This is a genomic window from Paenibacillus hexagrammi, from assembly GCF_021513275.1.
Lineage (GTDB): Bacteria > Bacillota > Bacilli > Paenibacillales > NBRC-103111 > Paenibacillus_E > Paenibacillus_E hexagrammi.
Map to the genome: position 1 here is coordinate 1,456,897 of NZ_CP090978.1, position 17,407 is coordinate 1,474,303.

At 45.4% G+C, this 17,407-nt stretch carries 11 protein-coding genes; 8 read left to right on the top strand and 3 right to left on the bottom strand.

The genetic code is table 11. The annotated features are described in order from the left end of the window. The first annotated feature begins 16 nt into the window (after positions 1-16). From L0M14_RS06380 to yiaK, 8 genes are all read left to right on the top strand, one after another. Entirely contained in the window at positions 17-4,636 is a 4,620-nt protein-coding gene (locus L0M14_RS06380) for a type I polyketide synthase (RefSeq protein WP_235121354.1), read from the top strand. Between the two features lie 6 nt (positions 4,637-4,642). Then, positions 4,643-5,815, top strand: a complete 1,173-nt coding sequence (locus tag L0M14_RS06385) for a phosphoribosylaminoimidazolecarboxamide formyltransferase (RefSeq protein WP_235121355.1) — start codon at positions 4,643-4,645, stop codon at positions 5,813-5,815. A 515-nt stretch (positions 5,816-6,330) separates the two neighbouring features. After that, positions 6,331-7,260 carry an AMP-binding protein gene (locus L0M14_RS06390; protein ID WP_235121356.1) on the top strand — a complete coding sequence of 310 codons (930 nt, stop codon included), beginning with the start codon at positions 6,331-6,333 and terminating at the stop codon, positions 7,258-7,260. Beyond that, the gene (locus L0M14_RS06395; protein ID WP_235121357.1) at positions 7,257-8,039 is read left to right on the top strand and encodes a class I SAM-dependent methyltransferase; all 783 of its coding nucleotides are present in this window, start codon (positions 7,257-7,259) and stop codon (positions 8,037-8,039) included. The genes L0M14_RS06390 and L0M14_RS06395 overlap by 4 nt, the downstream gene beginning before the upstream one ends. 13 nt (positions 8,040-8,052) lie before the next feature. Further along, positions 8,053-8,295, top strand: coding sequence for an acyl carrier protein (locus tag L0M14_RS06400; RefSeq protein WP_235121358.1), 243 nt, complete (start codon positions 8,053-8,055; stop codon positions 8,293-8,295). Positions 8,296-8,331: 36 nt separating this feature from the next. Beyond that, positions 8,332-11,319, top strand: a complete 2,988-nt coding sequence (locus L0M14_RS06405) for a type I polyketide synthase (RefSeq protein WP_235121359.1) — start codon at positions 8,332-8,334, stop codon at positions 11,317-11,319. Positions 11,320-11,404: 85 nt separating this feature from the next. After that, positions 11,405-12,340 carry an alpha/beta hydrolase gene (locus L0M14_RS06410; protein ID WP_235121360.1) on the top strand — a complete coding sequence of 312 codons (936 nt, stop codon included), beginning with the start codon at positions 11,405-11,407 and terminating at the stop codon, positions 12,338-12,340. Positions 12,341-12,605: 265 nt separating this feature from the next. Beyond that, complete coding sequence (gene yiaK / locus L0M14_RS06415) at positions 12,606-13,607, top strand: 3-dehydro-L-gulonate 2-dehydrogenase (protein WP_235121361.1); 1,002 nt, start codon at positions 12,606-12,608, stop codon at positions 13,605-13,607. Positions 13,608-13,673: 66 nt separating this feature from the next. Here yiaK and L0M14_RS06420 read toward each other — a convergent pair whose 3' ends face one another. The 3 genes from L0M14_RS06420 to L0M14_RS06430 all read right to left on the bottom strand — a co-directional run bounded on the left by L0M14_RS06420 (position 13,674) and on the right by L0M14_RS06430 (position 17,359). After that, positions 13,674-15,383 (bottom strand): ABC transporter substrate-binding protein, encoded by a 1,710-nt coding sequence (locus L0M14_RS06420; RefSeq protein ID WP_235121362.1) that lies wholly within the window; start codon positions 15,381-15,383, stop codon positions 13,674-13,676. Positions 15,384-15,453: 70 nt separating this feature from the next. Then, complete coding sequence (locus L0M14_RS06425; RefSeq protein ID WP_235121363.1) at positions 15,454-16,341, bottom strand: carbohydrate ABC transporter permease; 888 nt, start codon at positions 16,339-16,341, stop codon at positions 15,454-15,456. Positions 16,342-16,405: 64 nt separating this feature from the next. Further along, positions 16,406-17,359 (bottom strand): ABC transporter permease, encoded by a 954-nt coding sequence (locus L0M14_RS06430; RefSeq protein ID WP_235121364.1) that lies wholly within the window; start codon positions 17,357-17,359, stop codon positions 16,406-16,408. Positions 17,360-17,407 lie beyond the last annotated feature (48 nt).

Sequence of the window (17,407 nt, forward strand, 5' to 3'; positions counted from 1 at the left end):
AAGGAGGTTCGGTTTAATGGGGACTGGGGTCAAACAGGAAGATTACCTGACGCTGCTGAACAACTCGTTACAGACAATTAAAAAATTAAAGTCAGACCTTGATAAGCATAAGAAGGGCAATGAGCCCATCGCGGTTATCGGTATGGGATGCCGCTTTCCGGGAGGATGTCAAGATCCTCAGTCATTTTGGGATTTTTTACAGGAGAATGGCGATGGCATTGTTGAGGTGCCCGGAAACAGGTGGAACGTTGATGACTTTTACGATCAGAACCGGGATGCTTCAGGTAAAATGTACCTCAAAGAGGCGGGATTCCTGCAAGAGGACGTAGGAGCCTTTGATGCACGTTTTTTTGGTATCTCCCCACGAGAAGCCTCTGAAATGGACCCCCAGCAAAGACTGCTTTTGGAAGTCTCATGGGAAGCTCTAGAATCGGCAGGTATTTGCCCTGACAGCATCAGAGGCACCCAAACGGGTGTGTTTGTCGGGATGATCGGTTCGGAATATGCGCTTTTGCCGCGTGCTCGCAAGGATAATAACCCTTACACATTGACAGGTGTTATGTCTAATATCGCCTCTGGAAGGATCTCGTATATGTTAGGCATAAACGGTCCGTCGATCTCTATAGATACCGCATGCTCATCCTCTCTGGTAGCTGTTCACCTTGCTTGTGAAAGCCTGCAAAGAGAAGAAACCTCACTGGCGCTAGCCGGCGGAGTCAATTTATTGCTGTCGCCAGAGGGATTCGTATCCCTTTGCGGATTAAATGCGCTTGCTGAGGACGGAAGATGTAAAACCTTTGACGCAAGCGGCGATGGTTACGGACGTGGTGAGGGCTGTGGCGTAGTCGTATTGAAGCGGCTTTCAGACGCAATGAGGGACAACGACCCGATTCTGGCCGTCATCAAAGGGAGCGGTGTGAACCAGGATGGACCTGGGAGCGGGTTGACCGTTCCAAATGGTGCGGCACAAAGAGAATTAATCTCGAAAACGCTGGAAAAAGCAGGCGTTTTACCGAGCGAAGTCGGTTACCTGGAGGCACACGGTACGGGAACCCCTCTGGGCGACCCCATTGAATTCCAAGCACTTACCGAGGTGTTTGGCAAAGATGGTAATAGGAAGGACCCTCTCATTATCGGGTCTGTAAAAAGCAATATAGGTCACCTGGAGGGTGCGGCCGGAATTGCAGGCTTAATCAAGCTCGTACTATGTATTCAGAATAAAAAGATCTCTGCCAATCGTCATTTTCATACGGTGAATCCAAGAATTCATCTCGAGAAGATTCCTGCGGTTGTACCGGATAGCGCCATTTCATGGGAAAAGGGCGAAAAACCGCTGATTGCAGGGATCAGCTCCTATGGGTTCAGCGGCACCAATGCCCATGTCATTGTTGCCGAACCGCCAAGAACCGCCGACACTGGCGAAATTTCAGGTCGCGTCTCCATCGAAAGACCCTTGCATATTCTGGCTCTTTCTGCAAAGGACGACAGTGCTTTGATACAATTGGTATCGAAGTATGAGAAGTATTTCGAAGGGAATAGCGATGAAAACCTGGCGGATATATGCTTTACGGCTAATGCCGGCAGAAATCATTTTTCACATAGAACTGCTTTTTATGCCCAAAGTCTAGAGCATATGAAAAGCCAGCTTTCGGAGTATGGCAGCAAGCTTGGAGCAGGAAGGGTAGATCACAAAAATAAAGAAAAATCCAATCCGAAGCTCGTTTTTTTATGTAATGACGGAATTTCGAAAGATGCGGCTAAAGCATTATATGAAACACAGCCGGTTTTCCGGGAGACGTTGCTGCTGTGCGATGAACAACAGAAGCAAATGACCGACATATCATTTTTGCCTTATATCCTAAATGATTCCTTACTGTTGAATTCAGGCAGTCTAGGATCTATGAATCAAGTCGTATCATTCTCTTTGCAATTGGGCTTGTTACAAGTATGGGACAGCTGGGGAGTTAAGCCTGCTGCGCTCTTGGGAAGCGGCATCGGGGAATTCGCAGCTGCTTGTGCAGCAGGGGTCATGAGCATCCATACTGCGTTGGCCTTCATTTTAGAGCATGAGGGCTTCGAGGTTAAAGCAGGTGCTAGTCATACCCTGGACCAGCCCCGTATTCGTTTGTACTCTGGTAGTACGGGAAGGTCCGTTGACAAGCAGGAGGCCGTGTCGGGACTTTATTGGGCAAAGGTTTTGGATGCTGAGCCTGATATTCGGAAAGGGATCCAATCACTTGCTGATAAGGGATTCAGACATTTCTTAGAAATCGGTCAAGGAATCAGTCCGGATGTTCAGAAGGATATTGTTTCCTATTCTGGAGGTCAGTACTTTACGTACTCAAACGAGGAAAACATTTGGGATCGTCTATTACATGTCTTGGGTCAGCTCTATGGTTTGGGATTGGATATCAACTGGCATGGTTTTGATCTGGGATATACCAGACGAAAGGTACTTTTGCCGACGTACCCATTTCAAAGAAAGCATTACTGGTGCGAGACTCTGCCTTACCAAGAAAGTCCTATGGTGAAAATGACGGCAAATCACGAAGGAAAAAGCGGCGGCAGCTTCTTAGATGGAAGAATGGTGTATTCTCCTTTAAAGGAAAAACAAATCGAATATCTTCTAAGTTTAGATATTGCTCCCGATTTAAAAGATACCCATGGGGTCGTGCACGTAGGGTATTATCTGGAAATTCTGTGCCGGGCAGTTGGCAAAATCTACGGAAACTCCTTTCATGTAAAAGCAATGGAGTTTTTGAGTGCTTTGGTTATTCCTGAACATGGAATGGTAAACTTTTCCTTAACCTTATCCCAGGGAGATCATGGAGAGATAGAATTTGCATTCTATAGTTCTGAGAATGGCAGTCATTGGAACAAGCATGTAAACGGAAGTTTGTTGTTGGGGAAAAAGGATTTGATGCTCCCGGTGCGAGAGGATTTGGAGAAAGAACTCAAAATCCGCTGTACTGAGCAGTATTCCGGTTCGGAATTCTATCGGCAAGTCCAGGAGGAAAGAGGGCTTTCCTTGGGAAAAAGTGTTCAATGGATCGGACATGTGTGGACTACAGAGGGTGAGTCACTGGCAAGGTTCCAGCCCCCGGCCGGAATTGAAACGCGAAATGAATACAAAATGGGCATTCATCCAGGTGTTTTGGATGCTTGCGCCCAATTATTTCATGCAGCTTTACCTAAGAACAGAGTCAGAGACTACAAGTATATGGTTACGAAGTGGGAAGGTTTTGCTTTCAATTACCAGCCGGACATTCAGGAATTGTGGTGCCACGTAGTGCTCGAGGAGGTTCAAGAAGCTTCCAATGAACTGAAAGGAGTATTTAGGCTCTTTGACCAAAATGGAAATTTGATCGCTCGAATTCATAGCGGTTTGATGAAGGGATTGAGCAAGGAGCGCGAAAAGGCCTTTAAAAAGCAACTGGAAAAAGCGGAAGAGGCAAAGGATGCAGAAAACGATTTTGAAGTCATAAAAAGCTTGAAACGTACAGGCTTAGAACAATGGGAAGGAATCATCCAGGAATATTTACAAGGGGTATTTGCTTCCATATTTGAAATGCCGATATCCGAAATGGATATCAATGAGTCTCTTATGAATGTAGGCATGGATTCACTAGTGGGAATTGAGGCTAAAGTAAAGATTGAAAAAGAGCTCGGAATATTCGTCCCTATAGAAATATTCATTCAGGGATCAAGCATCAGCGAGATAGCCGAATTTATTCTTCCGCTTTTATCCGTACAACCAGACAGGGTCGCCAGTATGGATGAGAACCAGGCAGCGTTACATGTGAAGAAGGACATTCATTTATGGATTGCGCACCGGAAATCCAATCCGCTGGCTAAGATGAAATTGTTTTGCTTTCCGTACGGAAGCGGCGGCGGAGCTTCTTTATACCGTGAATGGCAGGCAAAGCTGCCGGACTATATAGAAGTTTGCCCGATTCAATTGCCAGGGAAAGAGAACAGGGTCAAGGAAAAAGCATTTGATCAAATGGATAGGGCCGTGGAAGTAATGAAAGAGGTACTTCTTCCTGAACTTGATCGGCCGTATGCCTTCTATGGCCATAGCGCGGGCGCTTTACTCGTATACTGTTTGGCCTATAGGTTATGGAAGGAAATCGACAATAAACCGATGCATCTGTTTGTTGGAGCATATTCGTCGCCGACGATCCTGCCTAATCCTTTGATTTCATTTACAAGGGAAAAGTTTAAGAACATTGGGTATGGGGATATTCCCGGACCGGATATTCTTTCAAGCATATCACCGGAACAATATGAAGATATGGTGAATGTCATTACTTCGGAGAATGATGTGAACCAGGAGTTGGTAAGATTGTATTTGCCGACAAGACTCGCGGAATTGCAAATGGTTAATAGCTATCGAGCAGCTGAGGAAGCTGGTTTTGATGTTCCCATTACAGCGATTCACGGCAAGAGGGATGACAAGGTTCAAGAACATGAAATGTATGCTTGGAAAGAGCTGACCCAAGGGACATTTGAACTTCATGAGGTATCTGGAGATCACTTATTCCTACGGGAGGATCAGAATCAAGAGCAATTGCTGGAAATCATATCACAAGATCTAGAAAAATATGTATACCATCATATACGAGACAAAGGATGAGATGTCATGTCGGAAAGTGTAATTCAGTTAAAATATGGATGCAATCCTCATCAGAAACCTGCGAAGGTGTACAGGGAAGAAGGTGAACTACCATTTGCCATATTAAACGGGAATCCAGGGTACATCAACTTTCTTGATGCGTTTCATTCATGGCAGTTGGTAAAGGAACTGCGGCAAATTCTAAATCTGCCTGCAGCGGCTTCGTTTAAGCATGTAAGCCCTGCCGGTGCAGCCGTAGGCATTCCTTTGAACGACACCTTGAAAAAGGCTTATTTTGTTGATGAGCTCGAACTTTCACCCCTTGCGTCGGCATATGCCAGAGCCAGAGGAGCTGACAGGGTTTCCTCTTATGGCGATTTTATTGCTTTGAGCGATACGGTTGATGCTGTTACTGCAAGATTGATCAGCAGGGAAGTCTCTGATGGGGTTATTGCTCCTTCTTTCAGTAGTGATGCGTTGGAAATCCTGCGGAAAAAGAAAAAAGGAACATACACCATTATTCAAGTAGACCCTTCCTATGAGCCTGTAGATTTGGAAAAAAGAGAAGTATATGGAATTACCTTTGAGCAAAAAAGGAACAACCAATTGCCAAGGTTTGATATGCTGGACAACGTAATCACAGGCTATGAGTTCCCTGAATCAGCCAAACGGGATTTAATGCTTTCGATGGTGACATTGAAATACACACAATCCAACTCCGTCTGCTTTGCCTATGACGGGCAAATTATTGGCTGTGGAGCAGGCCAGCAGTCCCGGATTCATTGCACAAGGCTGGCGGCATCCAAGGCGGACACCTGGTATTTGAGACAGCATCCCGCTGTCACTGCATTACGTTTCAAAGATGGAATATCTAGGGCGGAGCGAGATAACGCAATCGACCAATATCTTAGAGACGATGTAACGTTGAAGGAAATGGAGCACTGGGTGCATATCTTTGAGCAAGTGCCTAAAAAACTGACTGCTGATGAGAAAAAAGAGTGGTTGTCAGGATTAAGCAATGTATCATTAGGCTCAGATGCCTTTTTCCCTTTTCGAGATAATATAGACAGGGCCGTTCAGAGCGGGGTCAAATATTTGGTTCAGCCTGGCGGTTCAATAAGAGACAACAGTGTCATAAAAGCTTGTGAAGAATATGGCATTGTCATGGCTAATTCAGATTTTCGATTATTTCATCATTAATTTTATCAGGCATAAATAAGGAGACCCCAATGGACCTCTTTTACGACTTAAATCAATTTAAAGACAATATTGCTGTTATTGATGAGGATGAGAACTGCTATACCTACCATGAATTATCCAATAGGGTTCAGGAGTTTGGGAACTCGTTTCCAGAAGAAAAAAGGTGCTTATCCTCGTTACATGTACAAATTCTGTAGAAGCCTTAATAGGATACCTCGGGGGATCGCTGGCGGAAATGCTGTTATGTTGGTTGAGCATACTACTGACATTGAACTGCTGGAGCGTATCATCCAGATTTATCAACCGGAATATATTTGGCAGCCGAGGGAGCCTGTGCACCCTTACATTTCGAACCCTAAAACTTATGAGTTGGTTAAAACCGGTTACCGCAGTGAGGATCCGATTCATCCGGATTTGAGTTTAGTTATGCTTACATCGGGTTCAACCGGCTCCCCTAAAGGGTGCGGCTGTCACGTACCAATATTAACGAAAATGCTAAGTCCATAGCAGAGTATTTGGAACTGAATGAGTCCGAAAGGCCGATTACGACGTTGCCTATGAATTATGTCTATGGCCTATCGGTGATTAATAGCCATTTGTATGTCGGGGCAACTATTTTATTGATAGGTCATTCGATCATTAAAAAGGACTTTTGGGACTTTTTCAAAAAACATCAGGCAACCTCCATCTCAGGAGTTCCCTATACCTATGAGATGTTAAGAACATTACGCTTCTTTGATATGGAACTGCCATCCCTTCGCTATTTCACTCAGGCAGGAGGTAAACTCAGAGCTGAACAGGTCGCGCAATATGCTGAATATTCAAGGAAAAAGAGTATTCGGTTTTTTGTGATGTACGGACAGACTGAGGCCACTGCGCGAATGAGTTACTTGCCCCCAGAATACAATTCTGCGAAAAGCGGGAGTATAGGTGTGGCGATCCCAGGCGGCAAACTCTACTTAAGAGATGTGGAGGGAAGACAGATTACAGCCGCAGGCGTAGAAGGCGCACTTTATTATGAAGGGCCGAATGTTATGCTCGGTTACGCGAGCAGCAGACATGATCTCGCCAACGGAGATGAACACAAGGGATGCTTGAACACACATGATATTGCCTATGTTGATGAAGACGGTTTTTTCTATATTGTCGGCAGAAATAGCCGGTTTATTAAAATTGTGGGGAAACGGGTAAGCCTCGATGAAATCGAACATTACTTGCGGCAGCAGGGCTTTGATTGCGCAGCAGGTGGATATGACGAGCTGCTTCAGATCGCCGTAACCAACCCTATCTATAAACAAAAGATCAGAGAGATTTTGATCAAGAAATTTAAAATTGATTTTGACAATGCTCGTATATTTGAGGTGGATGAAATCAAAAAAAATTCAAGCGGGAAAATCAGCTATAAGGAGATTTTTTCTGACTATAGAATAGGTGAGCTGCTATGAGCGAAAATCAAATTATTATCGAGCAATTTAATAAAGGCGCACAAAATTTCGATAACTGGTCGGTCACACAGGATGAGAAAATGTTGAAAGGGCTTTCTGATTTTTGTGGACTCTCCAAAGAGGATCGTATGTTGGATGTTGCATGCGGCACAGGGGCATTTTCTCTCTTTTCCGCTAGGGCTGTTGAGAGTGTACAAGGGGTAGACATCTCAGAAGGAATGATAGGCATAGCCCGTGAACATGCGATGAAACGGCATCTGAACAACGTTAGGTTTCACTGTCAGGATGTCGAAAACATTGAACTTGAGGAACATCCATTTTCAATTGTTGTTTCAAGATCGGCGTTCCATCATATGAAAAATTATCAGAAAGTGTTTTCCGGCATGGTGAATTACTGTCAAGATGGCGGACGTATCTGTATTCAGGATATTATGGCATACGATAATGAGAAGCAGGACCATTTTTTCGAACAGATGGAAGTGCTCATTGATGCCAGTCATTTTAAAACGTACTCGAAACGTGAATTTTTCAATCTTTACAAAGAAAGCGGCATCAAGCTTTCAAGTGTTTTTGAATCAGAATCAAAACTGGACTTCTATGATTATGTGGGACATGTAGTACAGAGTGAACAGAGCAACAAACGAATTAAGGAATTGCTCGATAGGGGACTAAAGGATCCGGAGATTGCTTCCTGCTTTGTGGAACAGGATGGTCGTCTCTTATGGATTCGAAAAGTGTGTACGATTATTGGGCACAAGATTGAAAAAATAAATGAATAGGGAGCTTGAATAAATGGATCATGCACAGAAAGTAAAATCATTTCTTGAAGAAAGGTTCTTGGTTAATTTCGGAGAGGACATAACCGAGGACACGGACCTGTTCAAAGCGGGAATCATCGAATCAAAAGGATACATGGGCATCATTACATTTTTACAAGATGATCTGCATATTGAGATGTCAGACGAGGATCTGTTCATGAATGTGTTTGCTTCGTTGTCCAATATTGTTGATTTTGTTGAAAAAAAACAGGGCTAAAGACGCTTGGATGGATACAGTCCGGAGAGGGGTACTATGGGAACAGAAAATAACCAAGCATTTCGCAAAACACAAGACAAGAATGGAATTGCCATTATTGGAGTAAGTCTTCGGTTTCCTAAATCCGATAATTTGGATGAATTGTGGGATCATTTGCAATCCGAAAGTTGCCTGATAACGGAAATTCCCTCGAATCGCTGGGAAAAGGAGAAGTTTTTCGGCGATCCCAAAAGTGAGGCTAACAAAACGAATAGTGTTTGGGGAGGATTTATCGATGACGCTGATTGCTTTGACGCGTCTTTTTTTCATGTTTCTCCCCGGGAAGCCACAACGATGGATCCTCAGCAGAGAATTGCCCTTGAACTTGCATGGAAGGCTATCGAAGACGCTGGCTACAAAGCAAGTTCGCTGAAGAGTACAAAGACAGGTGTCTTCATGGGTGTTTGCAACACGGACTATACCGAACTTATTGAAAAAAACGTTCAAGAAGTGGATGCTTATATTCCCACCGGCACATCCAACGCCATCATTTCCAACCGGATTTCGTACTGGTTTGATTTTTACGGGCCGAGTATCACACTAGATACAGCCTGCGCCAGTTCACTAGTAGCGATTCATCAGGCAGTTCGTTCGCTTGAGAATGAAGAATGTGACTATGCGATGGCCGGCGGTGTGAATATTTGTTGGTCCCCAAGACGATTTATTGCACTCAGCCAGGGCGGGATGCTTTCTAAAGAAGGAAGGTCCAGAGCATTTGATGAAAGAGCTGATGGCTATGTACGCGCCGAGGGAGGAGCCATTCTCTTGCTTAAGCCTTTGGATAAGGCAGTGGAGGACCAGGACCATATTTATGCCGTAATTAAAGGAGTAGGTACGAATCATGGAGGAAGAACCAACTCTCTAACCATTACAAATCCAAAAGCACACGCGGAATTAATAGCCGATTTATACGAAAAAGCAGGGATTAGTCCTGATTCTGTGAGCTACATAGAAACTCATGGCCCTGGTACACCGCTGGGGGATCCGATTGAAATTCATGGTCTGAAGATGGCCTTTCAACAACTATGTAAGAAATTTGACAAGAAGATGGAACCATCAACCTGCGGTTTAGGGTCGGTTAAAACCAATATCGGGCATCTAGAGTCTGCAGCGGGTATTGCGGGAGTTCTAAAAGTCATAGCTTCAATGAAGAACAAGACTTTGCCTGCATGTGTTCAGTTCGAGCAGCTTAATCCTGTCATCAACATGAGCGATAGTCCATTTTATATTGTCAACAAAACAAAATCTTGGGAGGTTAATCATCATTCTTCAACCCCCAGACGGGCAGGTGTTAGTTCCTTCGGTTTCGGGGGAAGTAATGCGCATATCATTTTGGAGGAATATATTCCAAGTCGGATAGAAGAATCCGATCATATGGAGATTCATAACACAGATGATAAGCTGCTAATTCCACTATCAGCCAAGAATCCGGAACGTCTGAATGAATATGTACGGGTTTATGTAGAACATATCAAAAGAATTTGGCCTGTGGAACAAGCGGAAGCACAAAGTGGCTCCCAAGATGAAAAGCGCAGATTACGAAATCTGGCGTACACGCTTCAAGTAGGTCGAGAAGCAATGGATGAACGTGTGATATTTGTGGCTGGGGATACCCAAGAGCTGATTGCTCAGATGGAAGCCTTCTTGCAGGGGAACAAATTGCATGCCAACTGTTGGAAGGGCAATATCAAGCAGGGCAAGGAAATCGTCAACTTCTTGGCTGAAGATGAGGATTTGCAGGAGCTGGTTCATAATTGGGGGGCCAGAGGAAAGGTTGGGAAAATAGCTGAATTGTGGGTTAAGGGATATCCAATCGACTGGAAAACGCTTGATGCGAGAAACGGGGTTCAACGCGTTAGTTTACCCACATATCCGTTTGCCAGGGAACGATACTGGATATCCGGGATGAAACGTGAAGCTAGCCGGGCTAAAATCAGTCAGGATGCTGCCCCGACCCCGTTGTTACAGCAGGAATACGTACCGTCTCGACCTCCTGCTGTTCAGCCGGCAACTAACTCTGAACTAAGTGATTCCCACCTTAGCAAGGAGAATGTGGCATTGCCTCCGTCCCATTCGGATCAGACAGCCGCTGCGCCGATCATGCATCCAAGCGTTGGTCCGAACTTGCGAACTAGGCAACTTATCACTTTGTCACCAGCCAGCATGATATTGCCGCAAAGCGAGCTTGACAGTGTATGTAAACCCGATAGCACGAGACAGTCGGACATCTCCTTGAACACTTTGCAAATAGAACTGGCAACAAGTCTTGCGGAAGTATTGTATGTAGACAAGAACGATATAGATATCGACAAAAAATTTATCGACGTAGGACTGGATTCGATTATAGCGGTAGAATGGATCAGGGTTATCAACAAACAACATGGGACTTCGATTTCAGCGACTATCGTGTATGATTATCCAACCATTCGAGAGTTCGCGAGGTATTTGGAAAATGAAGTAAACGGGCAGGGAATACAAGCGGCTGAATCGATTTTGCCAACCAGGCGGCCAATCAACCTGTTACCGGTAAGTGTAGTACTGCAGCAAGGCGGGCATGACAATGAAATAAAGTCCACTATTGCCGAACATAAGGGCATCTCCTTGGATATTTTGCAAAAAGAATTGGTAACAAGTCTTGCTGATGTATTATATGTGGATCAGAAAGATATCGATGTAGACAATAAATTTATTGACGTAGGGCTGGATTCAATTATAGCGGTAGAATGGATGAGGGGCATCAATAAACGGTATGGTACTGCAATGAACGCAACTATGGTATATGATCACCCAACCCTCCGTGAATTTGCAAGTTTTTTAGAAAAAGAATTGAACGGTTCCGAAGCGGGATCTCATCAGGCATCTACAAGTAGGGGTTCAGATCATTTTCTGGATGAGGTGCTAGAACAAGTTTATCAAGGAACAATTGATCTGGACAAGGCAGAACAAGTATTACACGAATTTAACCTATTCCCAACTGTACGATAAAGATATTAGCTGGTATGGTGAGGTCGCATACCATATTTCCTTACAAATTTGTGCCGCGAGCGACTGCGGCAGAATGGAGACTCGTATGAAAAATGTAAATGATGTGCTTCCGGAATTAAGAAACATAATGGACAGGCTCCCTGTCTTTGATTTGCGTAATCCGCGGATGCCGGAGGGTGTTGAGATCCCAAAGATAGAACAATCCCCTCATGTGAAGAGTACGAAGCTAAGTATCCAAGGACCGGATTCGGAACTGAAAGTTAAAATTTATGAGCCAGTGAACAGAACGAGTGCAGCGTTGCCAGCACTGCTATGGATTCATGGCGGAGGCTACGTGCTAGGTAACTATGAATTAGATGATGGTCTGTGTGAAGAGTTTGTACTTGCAGCCAACTGTGTTGTAGTCTCCATTGATTACCGGCTTGCTCCGCAATTCCCGTATCCGGCGGCTGTTGAGGATTGTTATGCAGGGCTGGAGTGGATGGTGGCTCAGGCAGAAGAATTGCATATTGATACGTCTAAGCTAGCAATTGCCGGCACAAGCGCAGGGGGCGGATTGACTGCGGCTCTGACTCTTATGGCTCGTGACAGAGGAGGACCGAAGATTGCTTTTCAAATGCCATTGTGTCCTATGCTTGACGATCGCCATGTTACAGCATCAAGCTATGAGATCAATGAAGATATGTTTCCGAAATTATGGAACAGGGAACAGAATCAGCTTGCATGGAGCATGTATCTTGGCAACATAAATGCCGATGATGTTTCGCCGTATGCGGCGCCTACACGTGCCAAAGATGTAAGCGGACTGCCGCCTGCGTATACTTGTGTGGGAGAATTGGATCTATTTCGGGACGAAACGATAGAATATGTGAACCGATTGGTTCAGGCAGGCATTCCGGTCGAATTCCATCTGTATCCGGGATGTTTCCATGGTTTTGAGAAAATTTTCCACGACACGGAAATAAGCAGACAAGCGAGAAAAGAATACGTTCATGCGCTGGCACGCGCTTTAAACAGATAAACTCGATCTCAAAGGAAGAAGCCGACCCTCAATTAGACTGAGGTTCGGCTTTTTTTTTGCTCTAGCGTGCTGACTTTTGGTTGATTCCGCAGGATCATTTAGACGCATGCTATTTCAATAGTTAAATGAACCTGCCAAAAACGGATCGATGTTTCATCTTCGTAAGTCTACAAATTTGAGGCTGGAATTCCAGAATGCTAAACTATTACTGTACAGAAATTGGCGTACCAATCATAACCGATGCGGTTAACTGGAGGGTTTGGACATGCGTGTACCGTACGATGAAATGAAAGATGAGCTCAAAAGAGTTCTCTTGTCTAGGGGATTTGAAGACGAAAGAGCAGAGATCGGGGCGACCATTATTACGGATAACAGCTGTGACGGCGTTTATTCCCACGGCTTGAACAGGTTCCCCACCATAGTTCAATATCTAGACGAAGAGGCTATCAAGCCGAGTGCGCTGCCGATTAAGCTACATGCCATAGGAGCCCTGGAACAATGGGATGGACAGATGGGATTCGGCCCGATTAATGCGGCCATTGCTATGGATCGAGCAATTGAACTGGCTGGACAATTTGGCCTAGGCTGTGTTGCTCTTAGAAATACGAATCACTGGCTCCGTGGCGGAACCTATGGGCTAAGGGCAGCTGACGCAGGATGTATCGGTATTTGCATGACCAATACGATTCCGAATATGCCGCCATGGGGAGGGACTGAGAATCGCATAGGGAATAACCCCTTTATCCTATCCATTCCTGAATCCAATGGGCGTCATGTTCTGTTAGATATGGCGCAGTCTCAATTCTCATTCGGGAAGCTTCAGACTTATTCCCTTCGGGGAGACAAACTGCCTGTTACGGGAGGCTATGATGCTGAGGGGAATCTCACTGACGATCCTGATGCCATCATAAACGGAGGCACGGTGATTCCAGCGGGCTATTGGAAGGGATCGGGACTTTCCATTGCGATTGATATGATGGTTGCTGCCTTATCTGCCGGAAGATCTGCTGCTGATATAGGGGCAGCTGGACAAGAAATTGGAATATCCCAAGTATTCATTGCGATTAATCCGAAATCCTATGCAGGTGAAGAATATGCCGATGCTTACATAACGAATATGTCTGAGTCGATTAAGTCTTCATCCACGACGGCTGGAAGCGGCGAAATCCTTTATCCCGGCGAGAGGGCAGCGAGAGAGCGCGAGGAAAACTTAAAGAATGGTATTCCTGTGAATCAGGAAATATGGGAGAGAGTGAAACAGCTCTAACTCAATAAAGAATGAAAAAAGAGATGACTCCTGAGCACACAGAAGTCATCTCTTTAGCGCTGCCAACTATTTTGTGGACCACAGTTTGATCCGGCTTTGAATATGCTTCGTATAGGCGGCTTCCATTTCTTTCACACCGGACTTTTCCAGCTCTGCCATATAGGCATCCCAGATTTTATCGAAATCCTCCGGCTTGGAAAGGACAGCTTCCGGAATGCGCTTCCAGGTAATGTCCTTCATCTTGGCCCCCAAGATCACAGCAAGATCATCACTAGGCAGTGACATCGTATAGGCTGCACCGTATGCCCTCGGTTGGAATTCTTCTTCACTAGGAAACAGGTTTTTCCAGTGCTCGGCTTTATAGGCCTTCAGAGCCTCCTTCTCAGGCTCGCTGTAGGTTGCCGTAAGCAGCTCCGGGTAATTACGAGTGAAATAATTACCTGTAGAATCCTTGATGCCGTCGCCGTAATGGACCATGATGTTCCAATATAGACCTACACCGGATTCTTTTTGGAACGCTGCGATTTCGTTGTTCATTCGTTCCTGTACAGCTGGAATAATGGTGCGCTTGCCGTTTTCAACCGTGTAATGCTTCCCTTCAATGCCCCAGTTGTTTAGGATCTGTCCTTCTTCTGATGCGAGGAAATCGAGGAACTGAATGGCTCGTACGGGGTCCTTACACTTGCTTGAGATTGAGATCCCATATCCGCCGTCAAACCCGGCAGGCCAGAAGCTGGTATCCTTGTAATCCTTGCTCAGCGTGACTGGATAATGACCGTAGGTCTGATCGAATTTTCCAGCTGCTTTTAATGCATTTTGTCCATCGCCATAGTCCCATTCCGGGTCTGCGAGGCCGAGGACACGGCCAGTAGCAACCTTCGCCTTGAACTGATCAGTCTTTTGTATGAAGCTTTCCGGATCGAGAAGTCCGACGTTATTCATGTGATTCAACCAGCGGAAATATTCCTTTTCTTCCGGTCGGCGGAAGTGGTACGTCGCTTGGTACGTTTTCTGATCAATGAAGTATTCACCGTCGTCAGGTCCTCCGGTCGTCTGGAAGCCAGAGTTGGTTACCTGGTACATATGCCAATCGTCGGCATTCAGAGAAAGCCCGATATTTTTGTTGCCATTCTCGTCAGTCGGATGCTTGGTTAAGTAATTCTGGATGACCTTTTCAAAATCCTGAACCGTGTGAATCTCCGGGTATCCAGCCTCTTTGACAACACGGTGTTGAAGCTCGAAACCTCCGTCAGCCTTAAGCTTCTTCTCATCGACCGAGGACCAAGTCGGAATCGCGTAGATCGAGGGATCATCTAAGCTGTACTTGGTTCGAACCAGCTTGTCGCCCAGCATTTTTTTGATGTGTGGTGCGTACTTGTCGATCAAATCCGTTAAATCGATAATAGCACCGGCATCGACTAGTTTACCGACATCCGCTTTGGCCGCGATTAAATCCGGATAGTCCCCTGTTGCGGCGATAAGCGAAATTTTTTGGACCGGATCACCAACGGCAAATTCAGCGTTTAAAGTGACACCGGTTTTCTCCGTGATGACCTTGCCGACTTCGTCTTTCATGTTGTTCCAATTGGTGCTGGGATCCTCTGAAAAATAGCTCAGTGTAATGGGCTCTAAGCCTACCCCGGATGGAGCGCCGCTTTCTAGCTTGGTTCCTTCACTCGGAGTCGGGCTGGTCGAGCTGCTGCATCCTGCAAGTGTTACGGTTAGACTGAGCGTAAGTATAGTAGAATTGAGAATTCCTTGTTTTCCCCAGTTCATAAAGCGAAACCTCCCATTTTTTGTGATAAATTGAATGGCATATGCTGTGGACCTGAAGCACCTTCGTGTATTAGCTCTTTACCGCGCCAAGTGTCATGCCTTTAACAAAATATTTTTGTAAAAAAGGATAGACAATCAGAATCGGCACGGTCACGATGATGGTGATGGCCATTTTGACGGATTCAGGCGAGACCTGCGCCATGCGCTGAGCCATGTTCGCGGAATCTTGAGAATTGGTAGCGCTTGTTGTTGTACTTTGCAAAATCTTCATCAACTCATATTGCAGCGTGGTCAAAGATTCGTTCGACCCGTTAAAAAGATACGTATCGAACCAGGAGTTCCATTGCCCCACAGCCAAGAAGAGGGCTACCGTCGCTAGAGCCGGTTTGCAAAGCGGGAGAATAATACGCCAGAAGATGGTGAAATCGTTAGCGCCGTCCAGCTTTGCTGATTCTTGGAGCGCATAAGGCAGTCCGTCGATAAAGGACCGGATAACGAAGACATTGAAGGCGCTTACTAGACCGGGCAGAATATAGACAGCAAATGTACCGATTAAGTGCAAATCCTTCATGAGGATAAATCCGGGGATCAACCCGCCGGAGACATACATAGTCATAGCAAGAAAGGCGGATATGAATGCTCTTGCCGAAAAATCATGCCGTGACAGGGTAAAGGCTAGCATGGAACCGCTGATTAAGCCGGCTAAGGTACCAATAACAGTACGAAGTACGGATATTTTAAAGCCTGTAATCATTCCTTTGAAGGTAAATATCAAATCGTAGTTCTTCAATGTGAATTGTCTTGGCCAGATCGTGATTCCACCTCTAACCGTATCCACAGAATCGTTAAAAGAGATGGCGAGCACGTTTAAAAATGGATATAACGTCAGAACGGTGACCGCAAACATGGAAAGATATACGATCACTTCCAAAACATGATCTTGCACCGGTTTTGCCATCAGCTTTTTTTCAGTCGGCCAACCGGCTTCGTCCTATTGACAGCCTCCATGCCATCCATCCTCCTTACATAATGCTCTCGTTGGTAAAGCGCTTAAAGATGCCATTAGCTGCAAACAGCAGGATCAGGCTTATCACGGAATTAAAGATATTGATCGCCGTACCGAAGGAATAGCGCCCCATCCCCAGACCATAATTAAGCGCATACAAATCAAGCACTTCAGAGTAATCGATGACCATATGATTGCCTAGCAGGAATTGCTTCTCGAAGCCTGTACCGAGCAGATGACCAATGGACATAATCAGGAGAATGATGATCGTCGGGCGGATTCCCGGCAGCGTAACATGCCACATCTGCCTGAGGCGGCTTGCTCCGTCCACACGTGCAGCTTCATATAATTCAGGTCCGATTCCGGCTATGGCTGCCAAATAAATAATGGCGCTCCAGCCTGTTTCCTTCCACACATCGGCACTCGTGACAATTCCCCAAAACCAATTTCCTTGCGCCATGAACTGGATTGGCCGGTCGATGATGTGCAGGCCCAGAAGAAGATCATTCACGACACCGCCGTCTGTTGAAAGCATTTTCGTGATGATGCCAGCGGCAACTACCCATGAAACAAAGTGCGGCAGATAAGATACAGTCTGAACAAACCGTTTCATGATCTGAACACGAACCTCATTGAGCAGAAGCGCAAAGAGGACCGGCACGATAAAGCCTGCGACAAGACCCATCAAACTCATGGCCAGCGTGTTCCGCAGCACGAGGTAGAAATGGGCGTCCTGAAATAATGTACGGAAATGCTCAAGACCAACCCACTTTTGTTTAAAAAATGAAACGCCCGGCCTATATTTCTGGAAGGCCATTGTCCATCCCCACAGAGGCAAGTACTGGAAGACAAAAACCCATATGACAAACGGAATGGACATAAAGTACAGATACTTCTGATTATGAATAGCCCTCCAAGCATGCTGTGTACGTTTGTATGCGTATTTCTCATTCATTGTTACCGTTTTCATTTATTTCCCCCCTTTCTTACATCCATCATAAAACAAGGAGAGAGCAGG

Coding starts and splice junctions, on each gene's coding strand:
- L0M14_RS06420 (WP_235121362.1), bottom strand. CDS start 15,383: ATGAACTGGGGAAAACAAGGAATTCTCAATTCTACTATACTTACGCTC.
- L0M14_RS06400 (WP_235121358.1), top strand. CDS start 8,053: ATGGATCATGCACAGAAAGTAAAATCATTTCTTGAAGAAAGGTTCTTG.
- L0M14_RS06395 (WP_235121357.1), top strand. CDS start 7,257: ATGAGCGAAAATCAAATTATTATCGAGCAATTTAATAAAGGCGCACAA.
- L0M14_RS06405 (WP_235121359.1), top strand. CDS start 8,332: ATGGGAACAGAAAATAACCAAGCATTTCGCAAAACACAAGACAAGAAT.
- L0M14_RS06410 (WP_235121360.1), top strand. CDS start 11,405: ATGAAAAATGTAAATGATGTGCTTCCGGAATTAAGAAACATAATGGAC.
- yiaK (WP_235121361.1), top strand. CDS start 12,606: ATGCGTGTACCGTACGATGAAATGAAAGATGAGCTCAAAAGAGTTCTC.
- L0M14_RS06430 (WP_235121364.1), bottom strand. CDS start 17,359: ATGAAAACGGTAACAATGAATGAGAAATACGCATACAAACGTACACAG.
- L0M14_RS06380 (WP_235121354.1), top strand. CDS start 17: ATGGGGACTGGGGTCAAACAGGAAGATTACCTGACGCTGCTGAACAAC.
- L0M14_RS06385 (WP_235121355.1), top strand. CDS start 4,643: ATGTCGGAAAGTGTAATTCAGTTAAAATATGGATGCAATCCTCATCAG.
- L0M14_RS06425 (WP_235121363.1), bottom strand. CDS start 16,341: ATGGCAAAACCGGTGCAAGATCATGTTTTGGAAGTGATCGTATATCTT.